This window comes from Klebsiella sp. V115_8, assembly GCF_029967715.1.
Classification (GTDB): domain Bacteria; phylum Pseudomonadota; class Gammaproteobacteria; order Enterobacterales; family Enterobacteriaceae; genus Klebsiella; species Klebsiella quasipneumoniae.
On record NZ_JASCAR010000051.1, the window covers coordinates 1 to 25,512 of the forward strand.

At 61.4% G+C, this 25,512-nt stretch carries 24 protein-coding genes and 1 tRNA gene; 15 read left to right on the forward strand and 10 right to left on the reverse strand.

Annotated elements, in window-relative coordinates; translation table 11 throughout:
- Window positions 1-52 precede the first annotated feature (52 nt).
- A tRNA-Met gene (locus QLG03_RS24900) sits at window positions 53-129 on the reverse strand.
- Window positions 130-339: 210 nt separating this feature from the next.
- Between QLG03_RS24900 and mltA the strand changes: the two genes are divergently transcribed.
- Together mltA and tcdA are read left to right on the forward strand one after the other, a co-directional pair.
- Window positions 340-1,437, forward strand: coding sequence for a murein transglycosylase A (mltA, locus tag QLG03_RS24905; protein ID WP_008806279.1), 1,098 nt, complete (start codon window positions 340-342; stop codon window positions 1,435-1,437).
- A 105-nt stretch (window positions 1,438-1,542) separates the two neighbouring features.
- The gene (gene tcdA / locus QLG03_RS24910; protein ID WP_049013567.1) at window positions 1,543-2,352 is read left to right on the forward strand and encodes a tRNA cyclic N6-threonylcarbamoyladenosine(37) synthase TcdA; all 810 of its coding nucleotides are present in this window, start codon (window positions 1,543-1,545) and stop codon (window positions 2,350-2,352) included.
- 131 nt (window positions 2,353-2,483) lie between these two features.
- Here tcdA and csdE read toward each other — a convergent pair whose 3' ends face one another.
- Both csdE and csdA read right to left on the reverse strand, forming a co-directional pair.
- Window positions 2,484-2,921, reverse strand: a complete 438-nt coding sequence (gene csdE / locus QLG03_RS24915) for a cysteine desulfurase sulfur acceptor subunit CsdE (protein WP_023290863.1) — start codon at window positions 2,919-2,921, stop codon at window positions 2,484-2,486.
- A complete protein-coding gene (gene csdA / locus QLG03_RS24920) occupies window positions 2,921-4,126 on the reverse strand; it encodes a cysteine desulfurase CsdA (protein WP_255988699.1) in 1,206 nt (401 codons plus the stop codon). The genes csdE and csdA overlap by 1 nt, the downstream gene beginning before the upstream one ends.
- A gap of 197 nt (window positions 4,127-4,323) precedes the next feature.
- Here csdA and QLG03_RS24925 point away from each other — a divergent pair, with 197 nt between their 5' ends.
- The 4 genes from QLG03_RS24925 to rlmM all read left to right on the forward strand — a co-directional run bounded on the left by QLG03_RS24925 (window position 4,324) and on the right by rlmM (window position 7,325).
- Window positions 4,324-4,548 (forward strand): YgdI/YgdR family lipoprotein, encoded by a 225-nt coding sequence (locus tag QLG03_RS24925; RefSeq protein WP_002915549.1) that lies wholly within the window; start codon window positions 4,324-4,326, stop codon window positions 4,546-4,548.
- Between the two features lie 351 nt (window positions 4,549-4,899).
- Window positions 4,900-5,817: a glycine cleavage system transcriptional regulator GcvA gene (gene gcvA / locus QLG03_RS24930; RefSeq protein ID WP_002915545.1), complete on the forward strand. Its 918-nt coding sequence runs from the start codon at window positions 4,900-4,902 to the stop codon at window positions 5,815-5,817.
- A 19-nt stretch (window positions 5,818-5,836) separates the two neighbouring features.
- A complete protein-coding gene (locus QLG03_RS24935) occupies window positions 5,837-6,232 on the forward strand; it encodes a DUF423 domain-containing protein (protein WP_002915543.1) in 396 nt (131 codons plus the stop codon).
- Window positions 6,225-7,325 carry a 23S rRNA (cytidine(2498)-2'-O)-methyltransferase RlmM gene (gene rlmM, locus QLG03_RS24940; RefSeq protein ID WP_023290861.1) on the forward strand — a complete coding sequence of 367 codons (1,101 nt, stop codon included), beginning with the start codon at window positions 6,225-6,227 and terminating at the stop codon, window positions 7,323-7,325. The genes QLG03_RS24935 and rlmM overlap by 8 nt, the downstream gene beginning before the upstream one ends.
- A 54-nt stretch (window positions 7,326-7,379) precedes the next feature.
- Here the strand turns inward: rlmM and fucR are convergent, their stop codons facing one another.
- From fucR to fucP, 5 genes are all read right to left on the reverse strand, one after another.
- The gene (gene fucR / locus QLG03_RS24945) at window positions 7,380-8,090 is read right to left on the reverse strand and encodes an L-fucose operon activator (protein ID WP_023290860.1); all 711 of its coding nucleotides are present in this window, start codon (window positions 8,088-8,090) and stop codon (window positions 7,380-7,382) included.
- Window positions 8,091-8,148: 58 nt separating this feature from the next.
- Window positions 8,149-8,571: an L-fucose mutarotase gene (gene fucU / locus QLG03_RS24950; RefSeq protein ID WP_048335161.1), complete on the reverse strand. Its 423-nt coding sequence runs from the start codon at window positions 8,569-8,571 to the stop codon at window positions 8,149-8,151.
- A 1-nt stretch (window position 8,572) separates the two neighbouring features.
- Window positions 8,573-9,991: an L-fuculokinase gene (gene fucK / locus QLG03_RS24955; RefSeq protein ID WP_274578581.1), complete on the reverse strand. Its 1,419-nt coding sequence runs from the start codon at window positions 9,989-9,991 to the stop codon at window positions 8,573-8,575.
- A gap of 106 nt (window positions 9,992-10,097) precedes the next feature.
- A complete protein-coding gene (fucI, locus tag QLG03_RS24960) occupies window positions 10,098-11,873 on the reverse strand; it encodes an L-fucose isomerase (protein ID WP_255988694.1) in 1,776 nt (591 codons plus the stop codon).
- 32 nt (window positions 11,874-11,905) lie between these two features.
- Entirely contained in the window at window positions 11,906-13,216 is a 1,311-nt protein-coding gene (gene fucP, locus QLG03_RS24965; RefSeq protein WP_065805325.1) for an L-fucose:H+ symporter permease, read from the reverse strand.
- 566 nt (window positions 13,217-13,782) lie between these two features.
- On the opposite strand from fucP, the gene fucA reads away from it, so the two are divergent.
- Window positions 13,783-14,430: an L-fuculose-phosphate aldolase gene (gene fucA / locus QLG03_RS24970; RefSeq protein WP_023290855.1), complete on the forward strand. Its 648-nt coding sequence runs from the start codon at window positions 13,783-13,785 to the stop codon at window positions 14,428-14,430.
- Window positions 14,431-14,457: 27 nt separating this feature from the next.
- Window positions 14,458-15,606 (forward strand): lactaldehyde reductase, encoded by a 1,149-nt coding sequence (fucO, locus tag QLG03_RS24975; protein ID WP_132133912.1) that lies wholly within the window; start codon window positions 14,458-14,460, stop codon window positions 15,604-15,606.
- Between the two features lie 47 nt (window positions 15,607-15,653).
- Here the strand turns inward: fucO and xni are convergent, their stop codons facing one another.
- Both xni and QLG03_RS24985 read right to left on the reverse strand, forming a co-directional pair.
- Window positions 15,654-16,409: a flap endonuclease Xni gene (gene xni, locus QLG03_RS24980; RefSeq protein WP_255988690.1), complete on the reverse strand. Its 756-nt coding sequence runs from the start codon at window positions 16,407-16,409 to the stop codon at window positions 15,654-15,656.
- Between the two features lie 96 nt (window positions 16,410-16,505).
- Window positions 16,506-18,449 (reverse strand): sigma-54-dependent Fis family transcriptional regulator, encoded by a 1,944-nt coding sequence (locus QLG03_RS24985; RefSeq protein WP_255988688.1) that lies wholly within the window; start codon window positions 18,447-18,449, stop codon window positions 16,506-16,508.
- Window positions 18,450-18,527: 78 nt separating this feature from the next.
- Here QLG03_RS24985 and QLG03_RS24990 point away from each other — a divergent pair, with 78 nt between their 5' ends.
- The 7 genes from QLG03_RS24990 to QLG03_RS25020 all read left to right on the forward strand — a co-directional run bounded on the left by QLG03_RS24990 (window position 18,528) and on the right by QLG03_RS25020 (window position 25,407).
- A complete protein-coding gene (locus QLG03_RS24990; protein ID WP_032428970.1) occupies window positions 18,528-18,644 on the forward strand; it encodes a hypothetical protein in 117 nt (38 codons plus the stop codon).
- Between the two features lie 77 nt (window positions 18,645-18,721).
- On the forward strand, window positions 18,722-19,894 hold the full coding sequence (gene ssuD / locus QLG03_RS24995) for an FMNH2-dependent alkanesulfonate monooxygenase (RefSeq protein ID WP_023290851.1): 1,173 nt from the start codon (window positions 18,722-18,724) through the stop codon (window positions 19,892-19,894).
- Window positions 19,895-19,940: 46 nt separating this feature from the next.
- Window positions 19,941-21,338: an FAD-dependent oxidoreductase gene (locus QLG03_RS25000; RefSeq protein WP_117129145.1), complete on the forward strand. Its 1,398-nt coding sequence runs from the start codon at window positions 19,941-19,943 to the stop codon at window positions 21,336-21,338.
- Between the two features lie 73 nt (window positions 21,339-21,411).
- Window positions 21,412-22,818: an LLM class flavin-dependent oxidoreductase gene (locus tag QLG03_RS25005; protein WP_023290849.1), complete on the forward strand. Its 1,407-nt coding sequence runs from the start codon at window positions 21,412-21,414 to the stop codon at window positions 22,816-22,818.
- The gene (locus QLG03_RS25010; RefSeq protein WP_180265187.1) at window positions 22,815-23,837 is read left to right on the forward strand and encodes a methionine ABC transporter ATP-binding protein; all 1,023 of its coding nucleotides are present in this window, start codon (window positions 22,815-22,817) and stop codon (window positions 23,835-23,837) included. The genes QLG03_RS25005 and QLG03_RS25010 overlap by 4 nt, the downstream gene beginning before the upstream one ends.
- Entirely contained in the window at window positions 23,834-24,532 is a 699-nt protein-coding gene (locus tag QLG03_RS25015) for a methionine ABC transporter permease (RefSeq protein WP_008806263.1), read from the forward strand. Before QLG03_RS25010 ends, QLG03_RS25015 begins: the two co-directional genes overlap by 4 nt.
- A complete protein-coding gene (locus QLG03_RS25020; protein ID WP_023290846.1) occupies window positions 24,529-25,407 on the forward strand; it encodes a MetQ/NlpA family ABC transporter substrate-binding protein in 879 nt (292 codons plus the stop codon). Before QLG03_RS25015 ends, QLG03_RS25020 begins: the two co-directional genes overlap by 4 nt.
- The last annotated feature ends 105 nt before the right edge of the window (window positions 25,408-25,512 follow it).

The window sequence follows — 25,512 nt, forward strand, 5'->3', positions numbered from 1 at the left end:
CAGGCTGCTCCACCCCGCGTCACCGTACTGCTTTACTTCATCAAATTTTAATTGGTTGCGGGGGCCAGATTTGAACTGACGACCTTCGGGTTATGAGCCCGACGAGCTACCAGGCTGCTCCACCCCGCGTCCGTGGAAGCGCACTATACTCCGCTAGCGAGATGATGCAACCTTTTTTCGACCAAATCGACATTTTTGTAAGAATTGGCTTATAAAACGCCATGTTGTGGTGTTTTTTTACACAAATCTGTGCCATCGATGAGATCGCGCATTTCAATAGCCCCGGCGCTTTGTTATCTTCAACACGCACTAAGGCTTCGCAGCAAAAGATGAGACACCATGAAAGGACGTTGGGCAAAATATGTAGCGACGGGGGCAATGCTGGCCATGCTCGCCGCCTGTTCCTCAAAACCGACCGACCGCGGTCAGCAATATAGCGATGGCAAGTTCACCCAGCCGTTTTCACTGGTAAACCAGCCGGATGCCGTCGGGGCGCCGATCAATGCCGGCGACTTCTCCGAGCAGGTTAATCAAATTCGTAACGCTTCGCCGCGCCTCTATAACAGCCAAAGCAACGTCTATAACGCGCTGCAGGAGTGGCTGCGCGCCGGCGGCGACACCCGTACGCTGCGCCAGTTTGGCATCGACGCCTGGCAGATGCAGGGCACCGACAACTATGGCAACGTCCAGTTTACCGGCTACTACACGCCGGTGGTGCAGGCGCGCCACACCCGCCAGGGCGAATTCCAGTACCCCATTTACCGGATGCCGCCGAAGCGCGGCAAGCTGCCGTCCCGCGCCAGCATTTATGCCGGCGCGCTGAGCGATAACTATGTGCTGGCGTACAGCAACTCGCTGATGGATAACTTCATCATGGACGTGCAGGGCAGCGGTTATATCGACTTTGGCGATGGTTCGCCGCTCAACTTCTTTAGCTATGCCGGGAAAAACGGCTGGCCCTATCGCAGCATCGGCAAAGTGCTGATCGACCGTGGGGAAGTGAAGAAAGAAGATATGTCGATGCAGGCGATCCGCGAGTGGGGTGAAAAGCACAGCGAAGCGGAAGTGCGTGAGCTGCTGGAGCAGAACCCGTCGTTCGTGTTCTTTAAACCGCAGTCTTTCGCGCCGGTGAAAGGGGCCAGCGCCGTGCCGCTGATTGGCCGCGCCTCGGTGGCCTCCGACCGGTCGATTATTCCGCCGGGAACCACCTTGCTGGCCGAGGTGCCTCTGCTGGATAATAACGGCAAGTTTAACGGCCAATACGAACTGCGACTGATGGTCGCCCTCGATGTTGGCGGGGCCATCAAAGGCCAGCATTTCGACATCTATCAGGGCATTGGGCCTGACGCAGGCCACCGTGCCGGCTGGTATAACCACTATGGCCGCGTATGGGTGCTGAAAAACGCCCCGGGCGCGGGCAACGTCTTTAGCGGCTAGTACTCACGTTCTTTTCCCCGGTCGCGCTGCGCTTACCGGGGCTACGGTAGCCCGGGTAAGGCGCTTGCGCCGCGACCCGGGAATGTCCACTAATTCTGAGGTTATATGTCTGTTGTAATCAGCGATGCCTGGCGCCAGCGTTTTGGCGGTACGGCACGTTTATATGGTGAAAAAGCGCTGCAATGTTTTGCCGACGCCCACGTCTGCGTGGTCGGCATCGGCGGGGTCGGCTCGTGGGCGGCGGAAGCGCTGGCGCGAACCGGCATCGGGGCAATCACCCTTATCGATATGGACGATGTCTGCGTCACCAATACCAACCGCCAGATCCACGCCCTCAGCGGCAACGTCGGGCTGGCGAAAGCCGAAGTGATGGCGGAGCGTATTCGCCTGATCAACCCGGAGTGTCGGGTGACGGTAGTGGATGATTTCGTGACCCCGGAAAACGTGGCGGAATACCTGGGCGCCGGCTTCAGCTACGTCATCGACGCCATCGATAGCGTCCGGCCGAAAGCGGCGTTAATCGCTTACTGTCGTCGCCATAAGGTGCCGCTGGTCACCACCGGCGGCGCGGGCGGACAAATCGATCCGACGCAAATCCAGGTCGCCGATCTGGCGAAAACCATCCAGGATCCGCTGGCGGCCAAACTGCGCGAGCGGCTGAAAAGCCAGTTTGGGGTGGTGAAAAACAGCAAAGGCAAGCTCGGCGTGGACTGTGTCTTCTCTACCGAAGCGCTGGTCTACCCGCAGGCGGACGGCAGCGTCTGCGCGATGAAAAGCACCGCTGAGGGGCCGAAGCGAATGGATTGCGCATCCGGGTTTGGCGCGGCGACGATGGTGACCGCGACCTTTGGCTTTGTCGCGGTATCCCATGCGCTGAAGAAAATGCTGGCGAAGGCGGAGCGGCAGACGGCGTAAATTCCCGGGTCGCGGCGCAGGCGCCTTACCCGGGCTACAAGACAATTCCCCGGAGGCACCTGTCCGGGCGACAAAACCGCGCGAACCCGTAGCCCGGGCAAGGCGCGTCAAGCGCCGCCCCCGGGATGAGCTTAAACCTCAACCTCGCGGGCGGCGGCGAGCACCGCTTCGCTCAGGGCGCTGAGCCCCTGGCTGCGCGAGGCGCTCAGCTGGCCGCGCAGCCCCAGCTCGTCGAACAGCGCCAGCGGATCCTCGGCCAGGATCCCGGCGCGGGTTTTTCCTTCCACGGCGGTTAAGAGTACGGCCAAAAGACCGCGCACAATCCGTCCTTCGCTGTCGCCAAAGAAGTGCAGCCTGCCTTCGGCATCCTCCTCATAGCCCAGCCAGACGCGGTTTTCACACCCGGCAATCTCCCGGGCCTGCGCTTTGCGCTCATCGGTCAGCGTCGGCAGCTTTTTGCCCAATAAAATCAGCTGCCGATATTTATCCTCCCACTGGTTCAGCGGGGCAAAGGTCTGGCGCAGCGTGGCGTCGGTAATGGTCGTGCCGAAGGGATGCAGAGTTGTCATTAATCCACCAGAATTTCCAGAGCGCGATCCACCGCGTGGACCAGCGCCGCAACATCGTCTTGGGTATTGTAGGGGGCGAAAGAGGCCCGCAGCGTGCCGCTGACCCCTAAGGCCGCCAGCAGCGGCTGGGCGCAGTGTTGCCCGGCGCGCAGGGCAATGCCGGACTCCGCCAGCAGCGTCACCAGATCGCTGTGATGAATACCGTCGAACTCAAAGGCGAGCAGGCTTGATTGCTGGCAGCGGAAAGAGCGGAAGCCCGGCCGTTTCGCCAGCGCCTCTTCCGCCAGGCTCGCCAGACTGCGGCTCCAGTTTTCCGCCTGTCCGATATCGCTCTGCGCCAGCCACTCCAGCGCGGCGCTCAGGCCAATCACCCCGGCGACATTGGGCGTACCGGCCTCAAGGCCATAGGGCGCCGGCTGCGGCGTAAAGCCGTCAAAGCTGACCTCGGCGATCATCTTCCCGCCGCCGAGCCAGGGCGACATCGCCGCCAGCAGTTCGCTTTTACCGTACAGGGCGCCGATCCCGGTCGGGCCATACAGCTTATGACCGGAAAAGGCGTAAAAATCGATATCCAGCGCCTGCACGTCCGCGGGGAAATGCACCGCCCCCTGGGCGCCATCGACCATCACCACCATTCCGGCGGCGTGAGCAAGGCGGATGGCCTGCGCCAGGTCCGGGCAGCCGCCGGTGACGTTGGACATCTGCCCGATGGCCAGCACCCGGCTGCGCGGGGTGATGAGCGCGCCGAGGCTGGCGATATCCGGCAGCCGGTCGGCGCCAAGCGGCAGCTTGACCACTCTGGCGCCGGTCTGCTCTGCCACCATCAGCCAGGGCACGAGGTTGGCATGATGCTCGGCTTCGCTGACGATAATTTCATCGCCAGGCTGCAGGCGCGGCCGGACGTAGCTCTGCGCCACCATATTGATGGCCTCCGTGGTCCCCCGCGTCCAGACGATATCTTTGCCGGAGGGGGCGTTCAGCCACGCCGCCACGCGCTCGCGGGCCGCCTCATAGCGCTCGGTCAGCCGCTGGGCGGCGGCGAATTGACTGCGGTGGACGTTGCCGGCGCTCAGGCGATAAAACTGGTCGCTGGCGTCGATCACCGCCAGCGGTTTGAGCGCCGTCGCCGCGCTGTCGAGATAGACGCCGGCGTCGGCCAGAGCCGGAAACTGCGCGCGAAAGTGCGCAGGGTTGAATGCGTTCATGGAATTCCTCGTATCAATACCGCGATCGTCGCGCAATTTGCCGGGCGTGACAAGGCCTCTGCGTCCTGTGGAATTGTCCGAATGTGACTCCACATGGGGCAAAGAGGGTTATGCTGAAAAGTGTTGGGTTTGTGTTTTAACCTATTACTTAACGAGTCACGAATAGTATAAATAGCCGTAAGGAGAGAAAAATGAAAATGACTAAGGCCGCTGCGATTATCTCTGCCTGTATGCTGACTCTGGGCCTGAGCGCCTGTTCCTCTAACTATGTGATGCATACCAATGATGGGCGGACCATCGTCACCGACGGGAAACCGCAAACCGATAATGATACTGGCATGATCTCGTATAAGGACGCGTGGGGCAACAAACAGCAGATCAATCGCTCTGACGTGAAACAGCTGGGTGAGCTGGACGAGTAAGGCAGTAAAAAGGCAAAAAAAAGCACCGCGCGTTGCGGTGCTACATTAAATCACTATGGACAGACAGGGTAAATGTACAGGAAGTGAAAAGGGGTAGCCTTGCTACCAGGGTCTGCAAAGACAGACCAATTGCAAACACAACAACACAACATCACAACCGTAAGCCAAAAGCTTGATGGAACACGCATTCCAAAAAAAGCTTCTCGTTCCGGCTCAGGAAGTGCCGCCACTATAGGTATTTGCTGGTAGAACCTCAACGGACAATTTATAATGGCTCAGATAAAAAAAACTAATAGGTTAACCGTTGTTTCCTATTTGTTAAATTGAGTTAACATCTAAGCCAGAATAACCATGTCGAAGCGATTACCTCCTCTGAATGCATTACGTGTTTTTGATGCAGCCGCACGCCATCTCAGCTTCACTCGGGCAGCCGATGAGCTTTTTGTGACGCAGGCCGCAGTCAGCCACCAAATCAAGTCTCTCGAGGATTTTCTGGGCCTTAAGCTGTTCCGTCGGCGCAATCGTTCGCTGCTGTTAACGGAAGAAGGGCAAAGCTATTTTCAGGATATTAAAGAGATTTTTTCGCAACTGACGGAAGCAACGCGTAAACTGCAGGCGCGCAGCGCCAAAGGGGCCTTAACGGTCAGTTTATTGCCAAGTTTCGCCATCCAGTGGCTGGTGCCGAGACTCACAAGCTTTAACTCAGCTTATCCGGGAATCGACGTCAGGATCCAGGCGGTGGACCGTCAGGAGGATAAGCTGGCGGACGATGTCGACGTGGCGATTTTTTACGGTCGCGGCAACTGGCCGGGCCTGCGTGTGGAAAAACTGTACGCCGAGTATCTGCTGCCGGTCTGTTCCCCGCTGCTGCTCACCGGCGACAAGGCATTGAAAACGCCTGCCGATCTGGCGCAACATACGCTGCTTCACGATGCGTCCCGCCGCGACTGGCAAACTTATACCCGCCAGCTGGGTCTAAGCCATATTAATGTGCAGCAGGGACCGATTTTCAGCCACAGCGCGATGGTGCTGCAGGCGGCCATTCATGGGCAGGGCGTGGCGCTGGCCAACAACGTCATGGCTCAGTCCGAAATTGAGGCCGGTCGCCTGGTGTGTCCGTTTAATGATGTTCTGGTCAGTAAGAATGCGTTTTACCTTGTTTGCCATGACAGTCAGGCAGAACTGGGTAAAATAGCCGCTTTCCGGCAGTGGATTCTGGCGAAAGCGGCAAGTGAACAAGAAAAATTCCGCTTTCGTTATGAACAATAATTACTTGTAGGGTAACAACATGACCAGCCGTTTTATGCTGATATTCGCCGCGATTAGCGGCTTTATCTTTGTGGCTCTGGGTGCCTTCGGCGCACATGTCTTAAGTCAATCGCTCGGCGCGGCGGAGATGGCCTGGATCCATACCGGCCTGGAGTATCAGGCCTTCCATACCCTGGCGATTTTTGGTCTGGCGGTGGCGATGCAGCGTCGGATCAGTATCTGGTTCTACTGGAGCAGCGTGTTTCTGGCGTTAGGGACCGTGCTGTTCAGCGGCAGCCTCTACTGCCTGGCGCTCTCTCATTTACGCCTGTGGGCGTTCGTGACCCCGGTGGGCGGCGTGAGCTTCCTCGCCGGCTGGGTTTTAATGTTAATTGGTGCAATTCGTCTGAAACGTAAGGGCGTTGTTCATGAATAAGGTTGTCCTCTATTGTCGCCCTGGGTTTGAGAAAGAGTGCGCAGCAGAAATTACCGATAAGGCAGCCCGCCTTGAGGTGTTTGGTTTTGCCCGGGTCAAAGAAGACTCTGGCTATGTGATTTTTGAAGGCTATCAGCAGGATGATGGCGAGAAGCTGGTGCGCGATCTGCCGTTCAGCTCGCTGATCTTCGCCCGCCAGATGTTTGTGGTCGGCGAACTGCTGCGCGACCTGCCGCCGGAGGATCGCATCACGCCGATCGTCGGCATGCTGCAGGGCGTGGTGGAGAAGGGCGGCGATCTGCGCGTCGAGGTGGCGGACACTAACGAAAGCAAAGAGCTGATGAAGTTCTGCCGCAAGTTTACCGTGCCGCTGCGCGCGGCGCTGCGCGAAGCGGGCGTCCTGACCCGCTATGAAACGCCGAAGCGTCCGGTGGTGCATGTGTTCTTTATCGCCCCGGGCTGCTGCTATACCGGCTACTCGTACAGCAACAACAACTCGCCGTTCTATATGGGCATTCCGCGGCTGAAGTTTCCATCCGACGCCCCGAGCCGCTCCACCCTCAAGCTGGAAGAGGCGTTCCACGTCTTTATTCCGGCAGACGAGTGGGACGAGCGCCTGGCGAACGGCATGTATGCCGTCGACCTTGGCGCCTGCCCGGGCGGCTGGACCTATCAGCTGGTGAAGCGCAACATGTGGGTCTCTTCGGTCGATAACGGTCCGATGGCCCAGAGCCTGATGGATACCGGCCAGGTGACCTGGCTACGCGAAGACGGTTTCCGCTATCGTCCGAACCGCAACAACATCTCGTGGATGGTCTGCGATATGGTGGAGAAGCCGGCGAAAGTGGCGGCGCTGATGGCGCAGTGGCTGGTCAACGGCTGGTGCCGGGAGACCATCTTCAACCTCAAGCTGCCGATGAAAAAGCGCTATGAAGAGGTGTCGCAGAATCTGGCCTACATTCAGGCCCAGCTGGACGAGCACGGCATTAACGCCCAGATCCAGGCGCGTCAGCTGTATCACGATCGTGAAGAGGTGACCGTTCACGTGCGTCGCCTGTGGGCCGCCGTCGGCGGACGTCGCGACGAGCGTTAATCTCTCACCCTCAGGCCGGAGACGCGTGCTTGTCCTCCGGCCTTCGCCGCATGCTTAAGGCTGCGGCGCATCCGACACAATATGCGTCACGTCATCCAGATGACCAATTCTCGCCTCGCCGGAACGGTTGAACTTACTTTTATCGATCAGCAGCAGCGACTGCGCCGCCCGCTTAAGCAGGATCGATTTGAAGTCGGCATTGAACGCATTGGAGTCCCATAGCGCGCCCTGCGGGTCGATGCCTTCGCAGGAAAAAATAAACAGATCGATCTCCAGCGATTTCAGCTGGGAAATCAGCGCCGGGTTAACGTAGCAGCCATATTTCCGCTGCAGGGTGCCGCCGGAGCAGGTGAGGGCGATCTGGTCGCGTTTGGCCAGCTCCTGGCAGATGGGCTGGCTGTTGGTAAAAACGTGCAGCGGGCGGTCCGGCAGCTGGCGGGCGAGGTACCAGCAGGTGGAGCTGGCATCGAGGGCGATGACCATGCCTTCGTCAATCCAGGCCAGCGCTTCGCGGGCGATGTCGGCTTTATGCGCGTAATGGCTTTTCAGGCGCATGTGGAAAGGGTCGCCGCTGTCCTGGCTGCGCTGGTGGATCACTTTGGCCCGGCCGTGGTTGCGCAGCACTTTGCCCTGCGCCTGCAGCTCGCTGAGATCGCGGCGAATGGTTTCCCTGCTGACGTTGAGCTGTTTTGACAACGTTTCGGTGGTCAGGCTGCTGTGGTTGATCAGGAGATCGACGATCGCCTGCTGGCGAGCCGCTTTCATTTATTCTCACCCCATCATTGATTGAGCGTCTGCATCAGGCAGACGCTCCGGCATGAGATTACGGCGTGACTCCTTTTTTTAAAAGGATATTTCCGTACTTAGCGCACTCTCCTGTGATAACGATCGCAAAGGCTTTTTGCGCCCGCTCGTAGAAGGCAAAGCGGTCAATCCGCACGATGTCCGGGCAGGGGGCCTGCGCCGAGAGCGCCTGCCGATAGCGCTGTTCCACCGTCGGGTCGAGCGCATCGCCTTCGACGGCGGCCATCATCACCAGCGGCGGCGCGTAGCGGTCTAACTCGAACAGCGGGATAATCGCCTGCAGCAGGTCGCTGACCCGCAGGCCGTCGGCGCGGATCACCTGCGGACCCATGCTGTGCGCCGGGAAGTGGGCATCGGAAAAAATAATTTCATCCCCATGGCCCATTTCGGCCAGCACTTTCAGCAGTTCCGGCGATATCAGCGGGGAAATGGTTTTGAGCATCTCAGGCTTCCTCTGTGAATTCAGGTTCAGTTTGCGGCCAAAAATAGCGGTAGCGGTACGCGACCTGCGCTCTGGCCTGCTCCGGCGAAGAGAACTCGCCCACGCCATACCAGCCAAACATCGCCGCGCCGGCCACCGTGGTTTCGGCATCGTCGAGCACTTTGATCGGTATTCCCAGCCGGTCGGCCTTGATCTGGTTCCACAGCGCGTTGCGGCTGCCGCCGCCGACCAGCAGCAGCTCTTTCGCCCGGAAGCGGCCGATGTTTTCCAGGGTTTGCAGATGCTGCGCCAGCTGGTCGCTTAACCCCTCCAGCGCGGCACGGTAAAAATGGCCGCGGGTGGTGTTGAGCGTGACGCCCTGCCAGCCGGCGTGCTGGCTGGCGAGCAGGTCGCACTGCATCCTGACGCCCTCGGCGCCGGGCGGGATCGCCTGGGCTTCGTCAATCAGAGTTTGCCACGGCGTGTCGGCGCTCCACAGCAGCTTACGCACCCATTCGAGCACGCCGGAGGCCAGCCACTGCATCCCCGGGTTATAGCGCCCCGGCTGGCTGTCCAGTTCGCAGGTGGAGCCGCTGTAGTCGCCGAGCAGCGAGGTGTCGACCTGCGCGCTGCGCACGATCAGGATCTCCCAGGTCCCGGAGGAGAGCACCGGCTCATCCTGCCCGGCGCCGGCGCCAAACAGGGCGAACTGGGTGTCGTGCCCGGCCGAGATAACCGGGATCCCGACGGGAAGGCCCAACAGCGCAGCGGCCTTCGGCAGCAGGGCGCCGATCGGCTGGCCCGCTTCAACCAGCCGTGGGAACAGGCGGCGCGGCAGGCCGGTCGCCTGCAGGATCGGCGCGCTGAAATCGCGCTGCCGGAGATCGAGCATTTGGCTGGTGCCCGCCATGGTAAGGTCGGTGGTGAACTCCCCGGTCAGCCGATGGTTGATCAGCGACGAAATGAACAGCCAGGCATGGGCCTGCGCCAGCAGCTGCGGGTGGTTCTCTTTCAGCCAGATCAGCTTATACAGGGTGTTGAACGCAAAGGCGCCGACGCCGGCGATTTGCTGCAGCTGGCGCGCGGGCATATACCGGCTGATGGTGTCCATCACCGCCGCGGTGCGCGGGCATTTCCAGCTGATGATCGGATACAGCAGCGCACCCTGCTCATCCACCAGCGCGCCATCGACGCCAAAGGTCGTGACGGCGATGCCGCGTACCGTGCAGGAGGCCAGCGGGTCGTGGATCTGCCGACAGCAATCGGCAAAGCGCTGCATAATGGCCTCCAGCGACCACTGGTGCCAGTCGCTGCGCTCGGCGGCGATGTCGCTGGCGTTTGCCGTGGCGGCGCGGGCGACAATGTTCCCCTGTCGGTCAACGGCCATCGCCCGCACGTTCGTGGCGCCGCAGTCGAGGACCAGGATAACGTCTTGCTTCATAGTGACTCCCGAAACAACCTTGCCGAATGGCGCGGCGCTTATCCGGCCTACAAACAGCGCGCGTCTGTAGGCCCGGTAAGCCTGCGCCACCGGCTAAACCCACCAGTTAACGCTTATACAGCGGCCCGTAGTTCTGGCAGGCGCGATAGTCCTGGCCTTCGATGTCCATGCCGTGCGCGGCCCAGGCGGAGGGGCGGTAGATTTTCGCCGCTTCCACGTTGTGCATGCAGACCGGAATGCGCAGCATGGCGGCGAGGGTAATGAAATCCGCGCCGACATGGCCGATGGTCAGCACGCCGTGGTTGGCGCCCCAGTTGGCCATGACCGAGTACACATCGCTGAACGGGCCCTTGCCGGTGAGGCGCGGGGCAAACCAGGTGGTGGGCCAGGTGGAGTTGGTGCGGGCGTCGAGCTGGTCGTGCATCGCTTTGGGCAGCGCCACGCTCCAGCCTTCGGCAATTTGCAGCACCGGTCCCAGACCTTTGATGATGTTCACCCGGGTCATGGTGAACGGCACGCCGCCTTCGGTCAGGAAGCGGGAAGAGAAGCCGCCGCCGCGGAAGTATTCATGGATCGCCGGGCACCATTCGGTGGCCGCGAGGCAGGCATCCGCCTCGTTCTGTTCAATCTCCCAGTGAGGTTTCATCGTCGGGTTGCCCTGCGCGTCGCGCTGCTGGCAGGAGCCGTCCAGCGCCGCGGAGCCGGAGTTAATCAGGTGAATAATGCCGTGCTCCGCCCGGCCGGTGAGCGGCTGCCCGGTGACGCGCTCAACGGCGTCCGGCGACCAGTAGGTGCGCACGTCGGCAAACACCTGGGCGGTCCCGGTGAGCTGGTGGCCCATCAGCATGGCCACGCCGTTGAGGCTGTCGTTTTCGGTGGCGACGACGAACGGCTCGCGCACGCCGTTCCAGTCAAAAGAGCTGTTGAGCAGCGCTTCGGCGGTATCGCCATTGGGGTATTGATCGGTCCAGTGGCGCTGGCCCTGGAAACCGGCGGCGATGGCGTTGTAGCCCAGCGACTCCTCCACCAGCCCTTTTTCCGCGAGCTTCGCGTTGCCCTGCATCATATCGCGGATGCACATCGCCATCAGCAGGCTCTCTTTCAGCACCGCGCGGCTCTGCGTTTCATTGCGCTTATACTGCTCGGCGTTCTGATCTTCGCCGTAGCGGAAATGTTTATCCGCCCACGCCAGCGCCATCTCCAGCTCGGTTTCATCATAGATTTTCTGATCGATTCGCCGGCGCAGCTCCGTCATGTCGACTGCCTGAATCTTCATCCCGAGCCAGGATTCAAAGAAGTTGTGGTCGACGATGGAGCCGGCGATGCCCATTGAGACGCCGCCCAGCGACAGATAGCTTTTCCCCTTCATACTGGCGACGGCCAGGCCGGCGCGAGCGAAGCGCAACAGTTTTTCTTCGACGTCCGCCGGGATGGAGGTGTCATCGGCATCCTGCACGTCATGCCCGTAGATGGAGAACGCCGGGATCCCTTTCTGGCTGTGGGCCGCCAGCGCGGCGGCCAGATAGACCGCCCCCGGACGTTCGGTGCCGTTAAAGCCCCAGATGGCCTTCGGGCGCAGCGGATCCATGTCGATGGTTTCACTGCCGTAGCACCAGCAGGGGGTGACGGTGATGGTGACGCCAACGTTCTGGCTGCTGAATTTCTCTTCACAGGCGGCCGACTCGGCCATGCCGGCGATGCAGGTATCGGCGATCACGCACTCCACCCGGGCGCCGCAGGCATGGCGCAGCTTCTCGCTGATAAGCGCGGCGGTGGCTTTCGCCATGTTCATGGTTTGCGCTTCCAGCGATTCGCGGACCCCCATGCGACGACCATCGATTACCGGGCGGATACCGATCTTCGGTAAGCTGATTTTTTTCATTACAGATCCCTCAGGTTATGCGGATAACAGGTTTAGTTCGTCGCCGCTTGCGAGCGGAAACGGGCAAAAATAAAGATGATGGCGAAGCACAGCGCCGGGACCAGCTCAGCGGTCGGGATATTGCCGGCGGCATCGCTGACAAAGCCCATCACCGGGGTGACGATCCCGCCGCCGATGATGGTCATGACGATAAAGGACGAGCCATATTTGGTGTCCTGACCCAGATGCTTAATCCCCAACGAGAAGATGGTCGGGTACTGAATGGACATAAAGGCGCTGCACAGGGTCAGGGCCAGCAGGCCGACGTGGCCGCCGCTGAAGGCGGAGAGCAAACAGAGCAGCATGGCGATAAGCGCATAGACAGCCAGTACGTTATGCGGCGCGAAGCGGCGGATAAGCCAGGTGCCGGTGAAACGGCCAATGAAGAAACAGACCATGGTGCCGGTGAGGTAGTTGGCGGCGAAACCGGCCGTCATGCCCGGGATCTCTTCGACAGCGTAGCGAATCAGGTAGCTCCAGCAGGCGGTCTGCGCGCCGACATAGCAGAACTGGGCCAGAACCGCCCAGCGCCAGTGGCGGATGCGCATCAGGCGCGACAGCGAGGCGAGAAAAGTGCTCTGCGCGCTGTCGCCGTGGTCATCGCTTTGCAGCGACGGGAAGCGGGTGCAGACGATCAGCAGGGCGACCAGCAGCACGATGGCCACGATAATCATATAGGGGGTTTGTACCGACAGAACCAGGCTGTGCTTCCAGGCGCCGAGCTGTTCTGGGGTCATGCTATCCAGCACCTCCTGCGGCTGATGCGGGACGTTGGACAAAATAAGGCTCTGACCAAATACCACGGCGATAATGGCGCCAAATGAGTTAAAGGTCTGGGCCAGATTAAGACGGAAGTGACCGCCGCTTTCCGGACCGAGAACGGTGACAAACGGGTTGGCCGCGGTTTCCAGACAGCCAAGCCCGGCGGCGATAATAAATAATCCAATCAGAAATAGGGTGTAATTCATCACTTCGGCGGCAGGCCAGAACAGCGCGGCGCCGCAGGCATATAAAAACAGACCAGTAAGAATGCCTGCTTTATAGCTGAATTTTTTCATCAGCATCCCTGCGGGGATGGGAATAACAAAATAGCCAAAATAAAAAGCTGACTGGATTAATCCGGCCTGAAAGTTAGTCAGCGTAAAGGCCTGTTGAAATTGCGGTAATAAAATATCATTAAGATTATTGGCCACGGCCCACAGAAAAAAGAGGGAGCACAGCAGAGCAAAAGGAATAATATAGCTCTTACTCTGCCCGCTCTCCATGGCGCGGTAACTTTGCGTTGGTATCGTTGTGTTTCCCATAGCGTCCTCATCAGTTCAGAAGCAGTTACAACAGCATTCAGGGCGCAGTCTGGTGCTGCAGCAGACCGCAAAATTAAGTGAGCTCAGGTGACGCGCCGGTGAGTGAAATGAAAGTCACGGCGGAACTCATGGCTTCATTTTCAAATAAAAACCGCCTGTTAATATGATGAGGGTCACACTTAACGCTCTGCGGACCATTTTATGTGATAATTGTCACTTTAATTTTTCAAAATCGCTGACCGTTTGAGAAAATAAATTCACAAAACCACAACGCCAATGACCGATTGAATATATATCGTGGAAAACGGGCAAATGTTACAGGAAAATAAAATGCCCGCTTGATGGAATATTTTTAAGAACGGGCATTTTAAATGGTCGATTAACCAGTCTGATCTCTTATTTTAGGGCGGAATAATTGACGTGGTTCACAAAATATGGCGATGAAAATTCCCCTGTGATTATTCAGGCTGAAGATGAAGATCATTATTCAACCTATCCCACGGTAGCCGACAATAATTGCGTTGCCCTGCCGTTGACGGATGATGAGTCGCCAAAAGAGGAAAGCAATGGAAAGAAACAGACTGGCCCGGCAGATTATCGATACCTGCCTGGAAATGACCCGCCTGGGGTTAAATCAGGGGACCGCCGGCAATGTCAGCGTGCGCTATCAGGGGGGGATGCTGATCACGCCCACCGGCATCCCGTATGAAAAACTGACGGAAGAGAAGATCGTCTTTATTGATGCCGACGGCCAGCATGAGCAGGGAAAACTGCCCTCTAGCGAATGGCGTTTCCATCAGGCGGCCTACCAGACGCGGCCCGATGCCCAGGCGGTGGTCCACAATCACGCTGTGCATTGTACGGCGGTGTCGATCCTCAACCGGCCCATTCCGGCCATCCACTATATGATCGCCGCGGCGGGCGGGAATTCGATCCCCTGCGCGCCCTATGCCACTTTCGGCACCCGCGAACTGTCTGAGCATGTCGCGGTGGCGCTGAAGCACCGCAAAGCCACGCTGCTGCAGCATCATGGCCTGATCGCCTGCGAGGCCAGCCTGGAGAAAGCGCTCTGGCTGGCGCATGAAGTGGAAGTCCTGGCCCAGCTTTATCTCAGCACGCTGGCGATTACCGACCCGGTACCGGTGCTGGATGACGAGGCGATCGCCATCGTGCTGGAGAAGTTCAAAACCTACGGATTACGCATTGAAGAGTGATGCCGCAACGCTAACAGGAGAGACGCGATGGCAAACCGAATGATCCTCAACGAAACGGCGTGGTTTGGCCGGGGGGCGATAAACGCATTAACCGATGAAGTGATGCGGCGCGGTTATCGCAAGGCATTGATCGTGACCGACAGCACCCTCGCGCAGTGCGGCGTAGCGGCAAAAGTCACTGACAAACTGGACGCCGCCGGGCTGGCATGGGACATGTTCAGCGACGTGATCCCCAATCCCACCATCGCCGTGGTCCAGCAGGGGCTGCAGGCCTTTCAGCGCAGCGGGGCGGATTACCTGATCGCCATCGGCGGCGGTTCGCCGCAGGATACCTGTAAGGCGATCGGTATTATTCAGCGTAACCCGGCGTTCGCCGATGTCCGCAGCCTGGAGGGGCTGTCGCCCACCCGTCAGCCCAGCGTGCCGATCTTCGCGGTGCCGACCACCGCGGGTACCGCGGCGGAGGTGACGATTAACTATGTCATCACCGATGAAGAACAGCGGCGCAAGTTTGTCTGCGTCGACCCGCACGATATTCCGCAGGTGGCCTTTATCGATGCCGATATGATGGACGCCATGCCGCCGGCGCTGAAGGCGGCGACCGGCGTCGACGCCCTGACGCACGCTATCGAAGGGTACCTCACCCGCGGCGCCTGGGCTTTGACCGATGCGCTGCACCTCAAAGCCATCGAGATCATCGCCGGCGCGCTGCGCGGCTCGGTTGCCGGAGACGCCGGAGCGGGGGAAGCCATGGCGCTCGGCCAGTATGTGGCGGGGATGGGATTTTCCAACGTCGGGCTTGGCCTGGTGCACGGCATGGCGCATCCGCTCGGCGCTTTTTACAACACGCCGCACGGTGTGGCGAATGCCATCCTGCTGCCGCACGTGATGCGCTTTAATGCTGAGGCGACCGGGGAAAAATATCGCGATATCGCCAGGGCGATGGGCGTCAGGGTGGAAGCGTTAAGCCTGACCGCCGCGCGCCTGGCGGCGGTGGAGGCGGTCTGCCAGCTCAACCGCGATGTCGGTATTCCCGGCCATCTGCGCGAGGTGGGCGTCAGGAAAGAGGATATTCCGGCGCTGGCCCAGGCGGCGCTGGCGGATGTGTGTACCGGCGGCAACCCGCGCGAGGCGAGCCTGGCCAATATCGTGGGATTATATCAGGCGGCCTGGTGAGGGGCCGGCCCGGCCGAACCAGGCGGTGCCGCCGCGCTCGGGTAGTCTCAGCGCGTCAGCCGCAGCTGCTGCAGATTGCCGTCCAGCTGCAGGTCGGTCTGCAGGCGGGCGACTTCCCGGCAGGTGAAGGCCATTTCCTGATGCGTTGCCAGCTTTTTGCGCCACTTTTCCGGGACCTCGGCCAGGCGGGCATACAGCCCCTCCAGGTCCTGGAACTCGTTCAGCAGCTGGGCGGCGCTTTTGGGGCCAATGCCCGCTACGCCCGGCACCTTCGAGCTGCTGATCCCCGCCAGCCCCCAGTAATCCGCCAGCAGCTCCGGGGTGACGCCGAACTCGCTGGCGATGAAGGGGGCGTCCAGCCAGCGCTTCTGAAAGTAGTCGCGGATGCGGATGGTGGGCGACAGCAGCTGGCAGTAGCCTTTGTCAGTGGAGACAATGGTGGCCTGATGGCCCGCCTGGGCCACCTTCACCGCCAGGGTGGCGGCGAGGTCGTCCGCTTCGCTGCCCGGCGAGGCCCAGCAGCGGATCCCCCGCTGCTCGAAGGCGGCCCGCAGCGCCGGCATCTCGGCGACCAGGGTCTCCGGCATCGGCGCGCGGCCGGCTTTGTACTCCGGCAGGCGCTGGTGGCGCCAGCCGTGGGCGCGATCCTCATCATCAAACACCGCCACCGCGTGGGTGGGCTGACTATGGACGATCAGCTGCTCCAGCGCATGCAGGCAGGTATCGACGCAGGGCGAGCCCTGTACCGCGTGGATGCGGCGGATCAGATTTAACGCGTCGACGATTAACAGATGAACAGCCACAGATACCCCCTTATTCTCAGCGCCTTTAGGGTAACATCGCCATCGGATCGAGGCTATCTGCGCCTGAACAATCAGGAAGATAACGCGCAAATTTCGCTAACTGACCGCCATCAGCGGGTTGATGACGCCGGGCTCGGGTTCGCCGTACCACACCGCCTCCCGCACCGGGACTGGTTTGGCGATAAGTCCGAGGGCATAAAAGCGATCGGCGATGGTCTGCTGGGCGCGGATCACCGACAGATCCATCGGCCGCGGGCGATGGCTGCGGCGGGCGAGGGCGATGCGTAGCGACCGGGCGTCAATCCCCAGCTCAGCTGAGAGTAAGCGGGCCGCTTCGCCACGATGCGAGTCGATAAACTGCCCGGTGTGGGTCAGCTCCGTCAGCAGACGGCGCATGATATCGCCATGCTGAGCGAGGTAGTCCCGTCGCGAAAGATAAAACTGATGGTTGTTGACCCGTCCTTCGCCGCTGGCGACCACCCGCAGCTCGCCGGTGTGTTCGGCGTCGCTGAGCAGCGGGTCCCACATCATCCAGGCGTCAACCGCCAGGTAGTCGCTGGCGGTCAGCGGGTATTTCGGCGGGGTATAGACTACCCGCACGTCGTTCAGCCCCAGCCCGGCGTCCTCGAGGATCTGCAGCAGCAGCCAGTGGACATTCGACCCTTTATTGAGCGCGATGCGTTTTCCGCGCAGATCGCTGAGCTGGCGGATGTCGCTCTCCTGCGGGACGACCATCGCCACGCTGCGCGGCGCCGGCGGCTCCCACGCCACGTACATCAGTTCGCTGTTGCTGGCCTGGGCAAACACCGGCGGCGCTTCCCCGGTGGTGCCAAAGTCGATCTCGTTGCAGGCGAGGGCGTGAAGGAGCTGCGGTCCGGCGGGAAACTCGCTCCATAGCACGTTGACGCCGAGGCTGGCGAAGGCAGTCTCCAGACTCTGGCGGGCTTTCAGGATCCCGAGGCTGCCGAAGCGCTGGTAGCCAATACGCAGTTCGCGATCGGCCCCGGCCGCGCTGGCGAACGCCCGCGGCGGCGCAGGGGGACGGCGACGGCTTTTGATGAGCCCGAGGTTAGCGAGCTGGGTGCGCAAGGTATGCCGACTGATCCCCAACAGCGCGGCCGCGTGGCTCTGGTTATCGTCGCAATGCGCCATGGCGTGGCGGATCAGGGCGCTGGTCACCCGCTGCCACAGCGGCTCGCCGGGAAGCGCCAGCTGGTGGCGAATAAAATCGTCCAGTTCATGATCGCTCGCCGGCGACGGGGCGTCGTTGAGCGTCGCCAGGCGCAGCTGGGCGGGGCTAATCTCCTCCTCTTTACTGAGCAGCACCGCGTTGTGCAGGGTGTTTTCCAGCTCGCGAATATTGCCCGGCCACGCATAGTCCATCAGCCGGGCCAGCGACTCAGGCGCCAGACGCAGGGTTGGCCGGCCGAGCCGGCGGGCATAGAGCGATAAAAAGTGGTGCGCCAGCAGCGGGATATCCTGCCGACGCTGGCGCAGCGGCGGCAGCGGCACCACCGCGATATTCAGCCGATAGTAGAGATCCTCGCGAAAGCGGCGCTCGCGGATCGCCTGGGCCAGGTCGACGTGGGTGGCGGCAATCACCCGGACATTCACTTTAATCGCTTTGCGTGAGCCGACGCGGGTAATTTCGCGCTCCTGCAGCACCCGCAACAGCTTGACCTGCAGCGGCAGGCTTAATTCGCCGATCTCGTCCAGCAGCAGCGTCCCCCCTTCCGCAGCTTCAAACCAGCCGGGCTGTCCCTGCTGCGCGCCGGTGAAGGCGCCTTTCTCATGGCCGAACAGTTCGGCTTCGGCAAGACTCTCAGTCAGCGCGCCGCAGTTAACGGCCAGAAACGGCTGCTGGCGGCGGGGGCTGTGGTGATGGAGATAGCGCGCCACCACCTCTTTGCCGGTGCCGGTTTCGCCCACGATCAGCACGGTAGCCTCCGTCGGCGCGAGCTTGTCCAGCAGGCTCTGGAAAGCCTTCGACGCCGGGTCGATCAGCGCGGGCGCGGTGGAAGGGGATTCTGGGTTCAGCATGGCGGGCCTCCGGTCGTTGACCTGCTGAACTTATCCTGCGGCGGCGGCGGAAACCAGAGGGGGAAAGGTCGGCAGCTGTTGCAAATGCGCCAGCGGATGCGCGGCGGCTGCGGGATTTGCAACAGCGCGGCGCGGCGAAGTCTTTTTCAGTCCATTGATTTTAAAGAATTAATTTTTTATTCACCATTGGCATGATTATCGCTAACACTCATATAACTAAATTAAAACATCTCTTCGATAAATATCGGATATGGTTATATAGGAAATAGATAATGACGCAGCAAGCTCCCGACAAGATCAATGTCTTCTGGTTCTTACCTACCCATGGCGATGGCCGCTATCTGGGCACTACCGAGGGCGGACGTCCGGTTGATTTACCTTATCTGCAGCAGGTGGCGCTGGCGGCCGACAGCCTGGGCTATTACGGCGTGCTGATCCCCACCGGTAAAAGCTGTGAGGATTCGTGGCTGGTGGCCTCGGCGCTGGCGCCGTTGACCCGCCGTCTGCGCTACCTGGTGGCGGTCAGACCGGGTCTGCAGCCGCCCACTTTGGCGGCGCGGATGGCGGCCACCCTCGACCGTTTATCGGAAGGGCGGCTGCTGATCAACGTCGTCACCGGCGGCGACCCGGTGGAAAACAAAGGCGATGGCATTTTTCTCAGCCACAGCGAACGCTACCAGGTGACTCGCGAATTTCTCGATGTTTACTCCCGCCTGCTGCGCGGGGAGAAAGTGGACTATCACGGGGAGCATATTCATGTCGAGGGGGCGGAGGTGCTGTTTCCGCCGGTTCAGGAGAATGGCCCGCCGCTGTACTTCGGCGGCTCTTCTGAGGCAGCTATCGATGTGGCGGCCGAACAGATCGACAGTTATCTGACGTGGGGCGAACCGCCGGAACTGGTGGCGGAGAAGCTGGCGGTGGTGCGCGAGCGCGCCGCGGCCCGCGGACGCACCCTCGAGTACGGCATTCGTCTGCACGTCATCGTGCGCGAAACGGAAGAAGAGGCATGGGCCGCCGCCGACCGGCTGATCGCCCATCTTGACGACGACACCATCGCCCAGGCGCAAAAGATCTTCGCCCGCATGGACTCGGCCGGCCAGGCGCGGATGAGCGCCCTGCATCAGGGATCGCGCGATAATCTGCGTATTGCCCCTAATCTGTGGGCCGGCGTCGGGCTGGTGCGCGGCGGCGCCGGAACCGCGCTGGTGGGTAATCCGCAGCAGGTGGCGGAACGTATCCGCGAATATCAGGCGCTCGGCATCAGCAACTTTATCTTTTCCGGCTATCCGCATCTGGAAGAGGCGCACCGCTTTGCTGAGCTGGTGATGCCTCTGCTGCCGCTGGAAAACGCGGCCTCGTCGAAGGCGCGCAGCGTGAACACCGGTCCCTTTGGCGAAACCATCGGCGGCGATAAGCGCCCGGTGCGCCAGGTCAGCGCCAGCTGATGGCCCGGAGCGCGACCATGAGACAGCATACCGGAGGAGGGCAGCGATGAGTGCAGAACCGCATATCGTGATTATCGGCGGCGGCTTCAGCGGCGCGGCGGTGGCGATTGAGCTGCTGCGCCTGGCGCCGAACGGGGTGCGCGTGACGCTGCTGGAGCCGCGCCAGACTCCCGGCGCCGGGGTGGCCTACTCCACCGCGGAGCCGACGCACCGGATTAACGTCCCGGCCGCCCGTATGCAGCTGACCGGTGATGAAGAGGGCGCCTTCGATCGCTGGTACCGACGTCAGCCTGCCTTTGCCGCCGATGCGCAGGCGCTGCGCCCGGACGGTTCCGTCTATCCTCAGCGCGGCCAGTTTGGTCGCTATGTGGCACAACGTTTTGCTGACACAGTGGCAGCCAGCGGCGGACGGCTGCGCCACCTGCGCGATCGGGCGCTCGCTTTTCATCAGGGGACGGTGACCACCGACGGCGGCCTGCAGCTTAAGGCCGACCTGCTGGTACTGGCGATCAGTCATCCACCGCCTTCGCTGCCGGCGGAGGCCGAAGCCTGGCGGCACCATCCGGCGCTGATTGCCAACCCGTGGCAGCCCGGCGCGCTCGACGCCATCGCCCCGCACGCCCGGGTGGCGGTGATGGGCACCGGATTAACCATGGCCGATACGGTCGCGACGCTGGACCGGTTGGGCCACCGCGGCAGTATCGTCGCCTTTTCGCGCCACGGCCTGCTGTCGCGCGGCAACCTCAGCGGCGCGGGAGCAGCCTGGCCTGGCGACTATCAGCAGGGCAGCCTGCGTCAGCGCCTGCGCCAGATCCGCCTCGACGTGGCGTATGCGGCGCAGCAGGGCCTGAGCTGGCAGGTGGTGCTGGATGCGGTCCGCCAACAGGGGCAGCGGATCTGGCAGGCGCTCAGCGACTCCGATCGCCAGCGTTTTCTGCGCCATCTGCGCCATTACTGGGATGTCCACCGCTACCGCGTGGCGCCGCAGGTCGCCGAGGTGCTGGAGGCGCGCCAGCGCACGGGCTGTCTGCAGGTTCAGGCGGCCAGGCTACTGTCGATGAGCGGCGAAGGCGAGACGCTGCATCTGACGCTGGCGCGGCGCGGCGGCGGCGTGCAGACGCTGAGGGTCGATCACCTGATCCTGACGACCGGACCCGCGCACCGCGACCTGACCGACAGCCAGCCATTTTTACAGGACCTTGCCCGCCGCGGCCTTATTCGCGCCGATGCCCTCGGCATGGGCCTGGAGGTGGACAGCCGTTCCCGGGCAGTGGCTGAGCCGTACGTTGAGGCGCCGCCGGTGCTGGTGGCCGGTCCCGCCGCCCGCGGGCGTTTTGGCGAACTGATGGGCCTGCCGCAGGTAGCCGACCATGCCGCTGACGTGGCGGCGCAAGCGTTACTCACGCTCGGGATCCCGCAGGACTCCCGATGTCCTGCGTACTGAATTCCTCTCTTTCTTTTCCCTGATTCATTTTGCCGCGTGCGCCCCGGCGACGGGCCGCGCTATGGAGATTGCTATGTCATCACAACGTGAAATTCGTCTTAACGCTTTCGATATGAACTGCGTCGGCCATCAGTCGCCGGGCCTGTGGGCGCATCCCCGGGATCGCTCCTGGCAGTATAAAGATCTGGAGTACTGGGTGGATCTGGCGCGACTGCTGGAGCGCGGCAAGTTCGACGGACTGTTTATCGCTGACGTGCTTGGCGTCTACGACGTGCTGAACGGCAGCGGCGACGCGGCGATCCGCCAGGCGACGCAGGTCCCGGTCAACGATCCGCTGGCCCTGATCACCCCGATGGCGCTGGTGACGGAGCATCTGGGCTTCGGCCTGACCGCTTCGCTGTCGTTTGAGCATCCTTATCCCTTCGCCCGTCGTCTGTCGACGCTCGACCATCTGACCAAAGGGCGGGTGGGCTGGAACATCGTCACCTCCTATCTGGAGAGCGGGGCGCGCAATATCGGCCAGCAAACCCAGACCGACCACGACACCCGCTATGACTATGCCGATGAGTATTTGCAGGTGATCTACAAACTGCTGGAGGGAAGCTGGGAGGACGGGGCGGTGCTGCGCGACAGAGAGCGCAAGATCTTCAGCGATCCGCGGAAAATCCATCCCATAAACCATCAGGGACAGTTCTTTTCCGTGCCGGGTATCCACCTCTGCGAGCCATCCCCGCAGCGCACGCCGGTGCTCTATCAGGCGGGAGCGTCCAGCCGCGGCAAACAGTTCGCCGCCGGCCACGCTGAATGCGTCTTCGTGGCTGCACCGTCGAAGGTGCTGCTGAAGAAGACGGTGGCGGATATTCGCCGCCGGGCGGCTGAGGCGGGGCGCGATCCGCACAGCATTCTGATCTTTAACCTGCAGACGGTGATTGTCGGCGACACCGACCGCGAGGCGCAGGCGAAGTGGCAGGAATATAAGCAGTACGTCAGCTATGAAGGCGCGCTGGCGCTGCTCTCCGGCTGGACGGGGATCGATTTCGGCCAGTATCAGCCGGATCAGGTGCTGAAGTACCTGCACACCAACGCTATTCAGTCGGCGGTGGAGGCCTTTTCCACTGCGGACCCGAACCGGCAGTGGACGGTGCAGGCCCTGGCCGATTGGGCGGGGATCGGCGGCTTCGGTCCGCTGGTGGTCGGCAGCGCGCAAACCGTGGCCGACGAACTGCAGTCCTGGGTCGAAGAGACGGACGTCGATGGCTTTAATCTCGCCTATGCCGTCACCCACGAAACCTTCCGCGACGTCGTTGAGCTGCTGGTGCCTGAGCTGCAAAAGCGCGGCGTCTTTAAGCAAGAGTACCGCGAGGGGACCCTGCGCGAAAAACTATTCGGCGCCGGTCCGCGTCTGGCCGCGCCTCACCCCGGTGTCAGCTACCGTCGCGATGCGCGCACGGCGGCCTCGGTAGAGGAGAAGGTGACATGATCGCTATCGATGACCTGCATAAAAGCTACCGCACGGCGGATGGCCGGCTCAGCGCGGTGCTGAAAGGGCTGTCGCTGCAGGTACCTGAACGCTCCATCACCGCGGTGGTGGGGCCGAGCGGCGCCGGTAAATCAACTCTCGCGCGCTGCATCAGCCTGCTGGAGCGCCCGGACAGCGGCAGCATTCGTATCAACGGCCAGGATCTATCGGCGCTATCCGGCGAGGCGCTGCGCCGGGAGCGGCGGGCGATTGGCACCGTATTCCAGTCCTCCGCACTGCTGAGCCGCCGGACCGCCTGGCAGAATATCGCCCTGCCGCTGGCGTGGCTTGGCGTGGTGGAGCGGGATATTCAGGCGCGGGTTGGCGAGCTGCTGGAGAGCGTCGGCCTTAGCCACAAAGCAGATGCCTGGCCGTCCCAGCTTTCGGGCGGCCAGCGCCAGCGGATCGGCATTGCCCGCGCCCTGGCGCTGCGCCCGTCGGTTCTGCTGGCGGATGAAGCCACCTCCGGGCTCGATCCTCAGGCCACGGCCTCGGTGCTGGCCCTGCTCAAGCGACTGCGCGACGAGTATCAGCTGGCGATCGTCCTGATCACCCATGAAATGGACGCCGTGCGCACGGCGGCGGATGCGGTGGCGGAGATCCGCGACGGGACGATCGTCCAGTACGGGCGGATCGAAGATCTGCTGGCGCGTCCCGATTCTCTGCTTGGCCAGCAGCTGTTGCCGCTGACGCCGGCGGCAGCGGCCCACAGCGATCTGCTGCTGCGTCTGAGCTACCGCTGGGATGTACCGGTGGCTACCGACTGGATCAGCCGCCTGAGCCAGCAGTGGGCGCTGCAGATCGATCTCCTTGGCGGCCACGTCGAGGTGATTAACGGTAGGCTGGCCGGTCGCCTGCAGGCCGGAGTGCGCTTTCAGGGCGAACGCCTGTCGCCCGCGCGACTGCAGGACCTGTTGGCGCAGCTCGGCATGACGGCGGAGATCCTCGACAGCGCGCCGTTGCTCAGGGAGGCGGTATGAAACCGACAGTCATCAGCCAGGACACCCCCTGGGGCGAAATTCCTTCGCTGCTGCTCCCCGCCTATGGCGAAACCTGGCTGATGGTGGCCATTGTCATGCTGTTTGTCGTCACTCTGGGAGGACTGGTGGGGGTAGTGTTGTTTAACGCCTCGCCGCGGGGGTTATTTCCGCACGCGTTGCTGTACCGGCTACTGAACTGGGTGGTCAACATGGGACGTTCGCTGCCGTTTCTGGTGCTGATGGCCGCCATTATCCCGTTCACTTACTGGCTGACCGGAACCACGATTGGCATCCCCGCCGCGGTGGTGCCGATGATTGCCGCCGGCGTCCCGTTCTTTGGCCGTCTGGTGGAGAACGCGCTGCGCGAGCTGCCGGCGGAGGTCACCGCGGTGGGCGTCGTTTGCGGTGGGTCGCGCTGGCAAATCATTGCCAGCGCGCAGCTCAGTGAAGCCTTGCCCGCGCTGGTGGCGGCGGTGACGCTAAACCTGGTCTCGATGATTGAGTATTCGGCTATCGCCGGGACCATCGGCGCCGGGGGCATCGGCTACCTGGCCGTGGTGTACGGCTATCAGCGCTTCGACAACCACATCATGATCGCGACGATCGTTGCCCTGATCGCCACGATCCAGTTGATTCAATTTTTGGGTGACCGCCTGGTCAACCGTTTACGCCACACGCAGGGGAACCTTGTATGACAACAGAGCAATTTGAGTTACGTAAAGCACGGCGCTGGCCCTGGCTGGCGGCGCTGGCGGTGATTATCCTGCTCGCCATCGCTTTCTGGTGGTGGCGGGGGCATACCCAAAGCCAGCAGGTGGTCTTCGGCAGCACGTTAAAAATTCACTACGAGCCGGCGATGGCCGGCGAGCAGCGGATCATTGAGTATATTAATCAGCATATTGCGCCCGATTACGGCCTGAAGCTGGAGGCCGTGGGGGTGCAGGATCCGGTACAAGCTGACCGCGCGGTAGCGGAAGGACAGTATGCCGGGACGATCTATCAGCATCAGTGGTGGCTCAAGCAGGTGGTGGACGCCAACGGCTTTGCGTTGTCGACTACGGTGCCGGTGTTCCAGTGGGCGTTCGGCATCTATTCCGACCGCTTCTCGTCGGTACAGGCGTTGCCCAACGGCGCGACCATCGTCGTGCCTGACGACGGCGCCAATCAGGGGCAGGCTCTGTGGCTGCTGCAGCGCATTGGGTTGATCTCGCTCGACCCGGCGGTGGAGCCGCGCACGGCGAAGCTGAAAAATATTGTCGGCAACCCGCATCAGTTTGTCTTTAAAGAGCTGGATCTGCTGACCATGCCGCGGGCGTTAAATTCGGTGGATGCCGCCATCGGCTATGTCTCGCAATTTGACGCCGGGAAAGTACCGCGTGAGAAAGGCATATTATTCCCGCCGGCGCCGCGCACCTTTGCTTCGCAATTAGTGATTGGTACACCGTATTTATCACAGGAAAATATCGTCAAATTAAAACAGGCTTTTTCTGACCCGCGGATCCAGACGTGGTTAAAAACCACCGATGACCCGCTGGTAAAAGATGTATTAGTTCCGGTATCGGCGGAATAATCGTCCTGCACGACGTCTATTTTCGTTGTTATTTATTTCCCTTGAGGATGCGCGAAAGCGCGTCCTTTTTGTGCTGGTGTTTTAAATTAACTTATTGATTATATT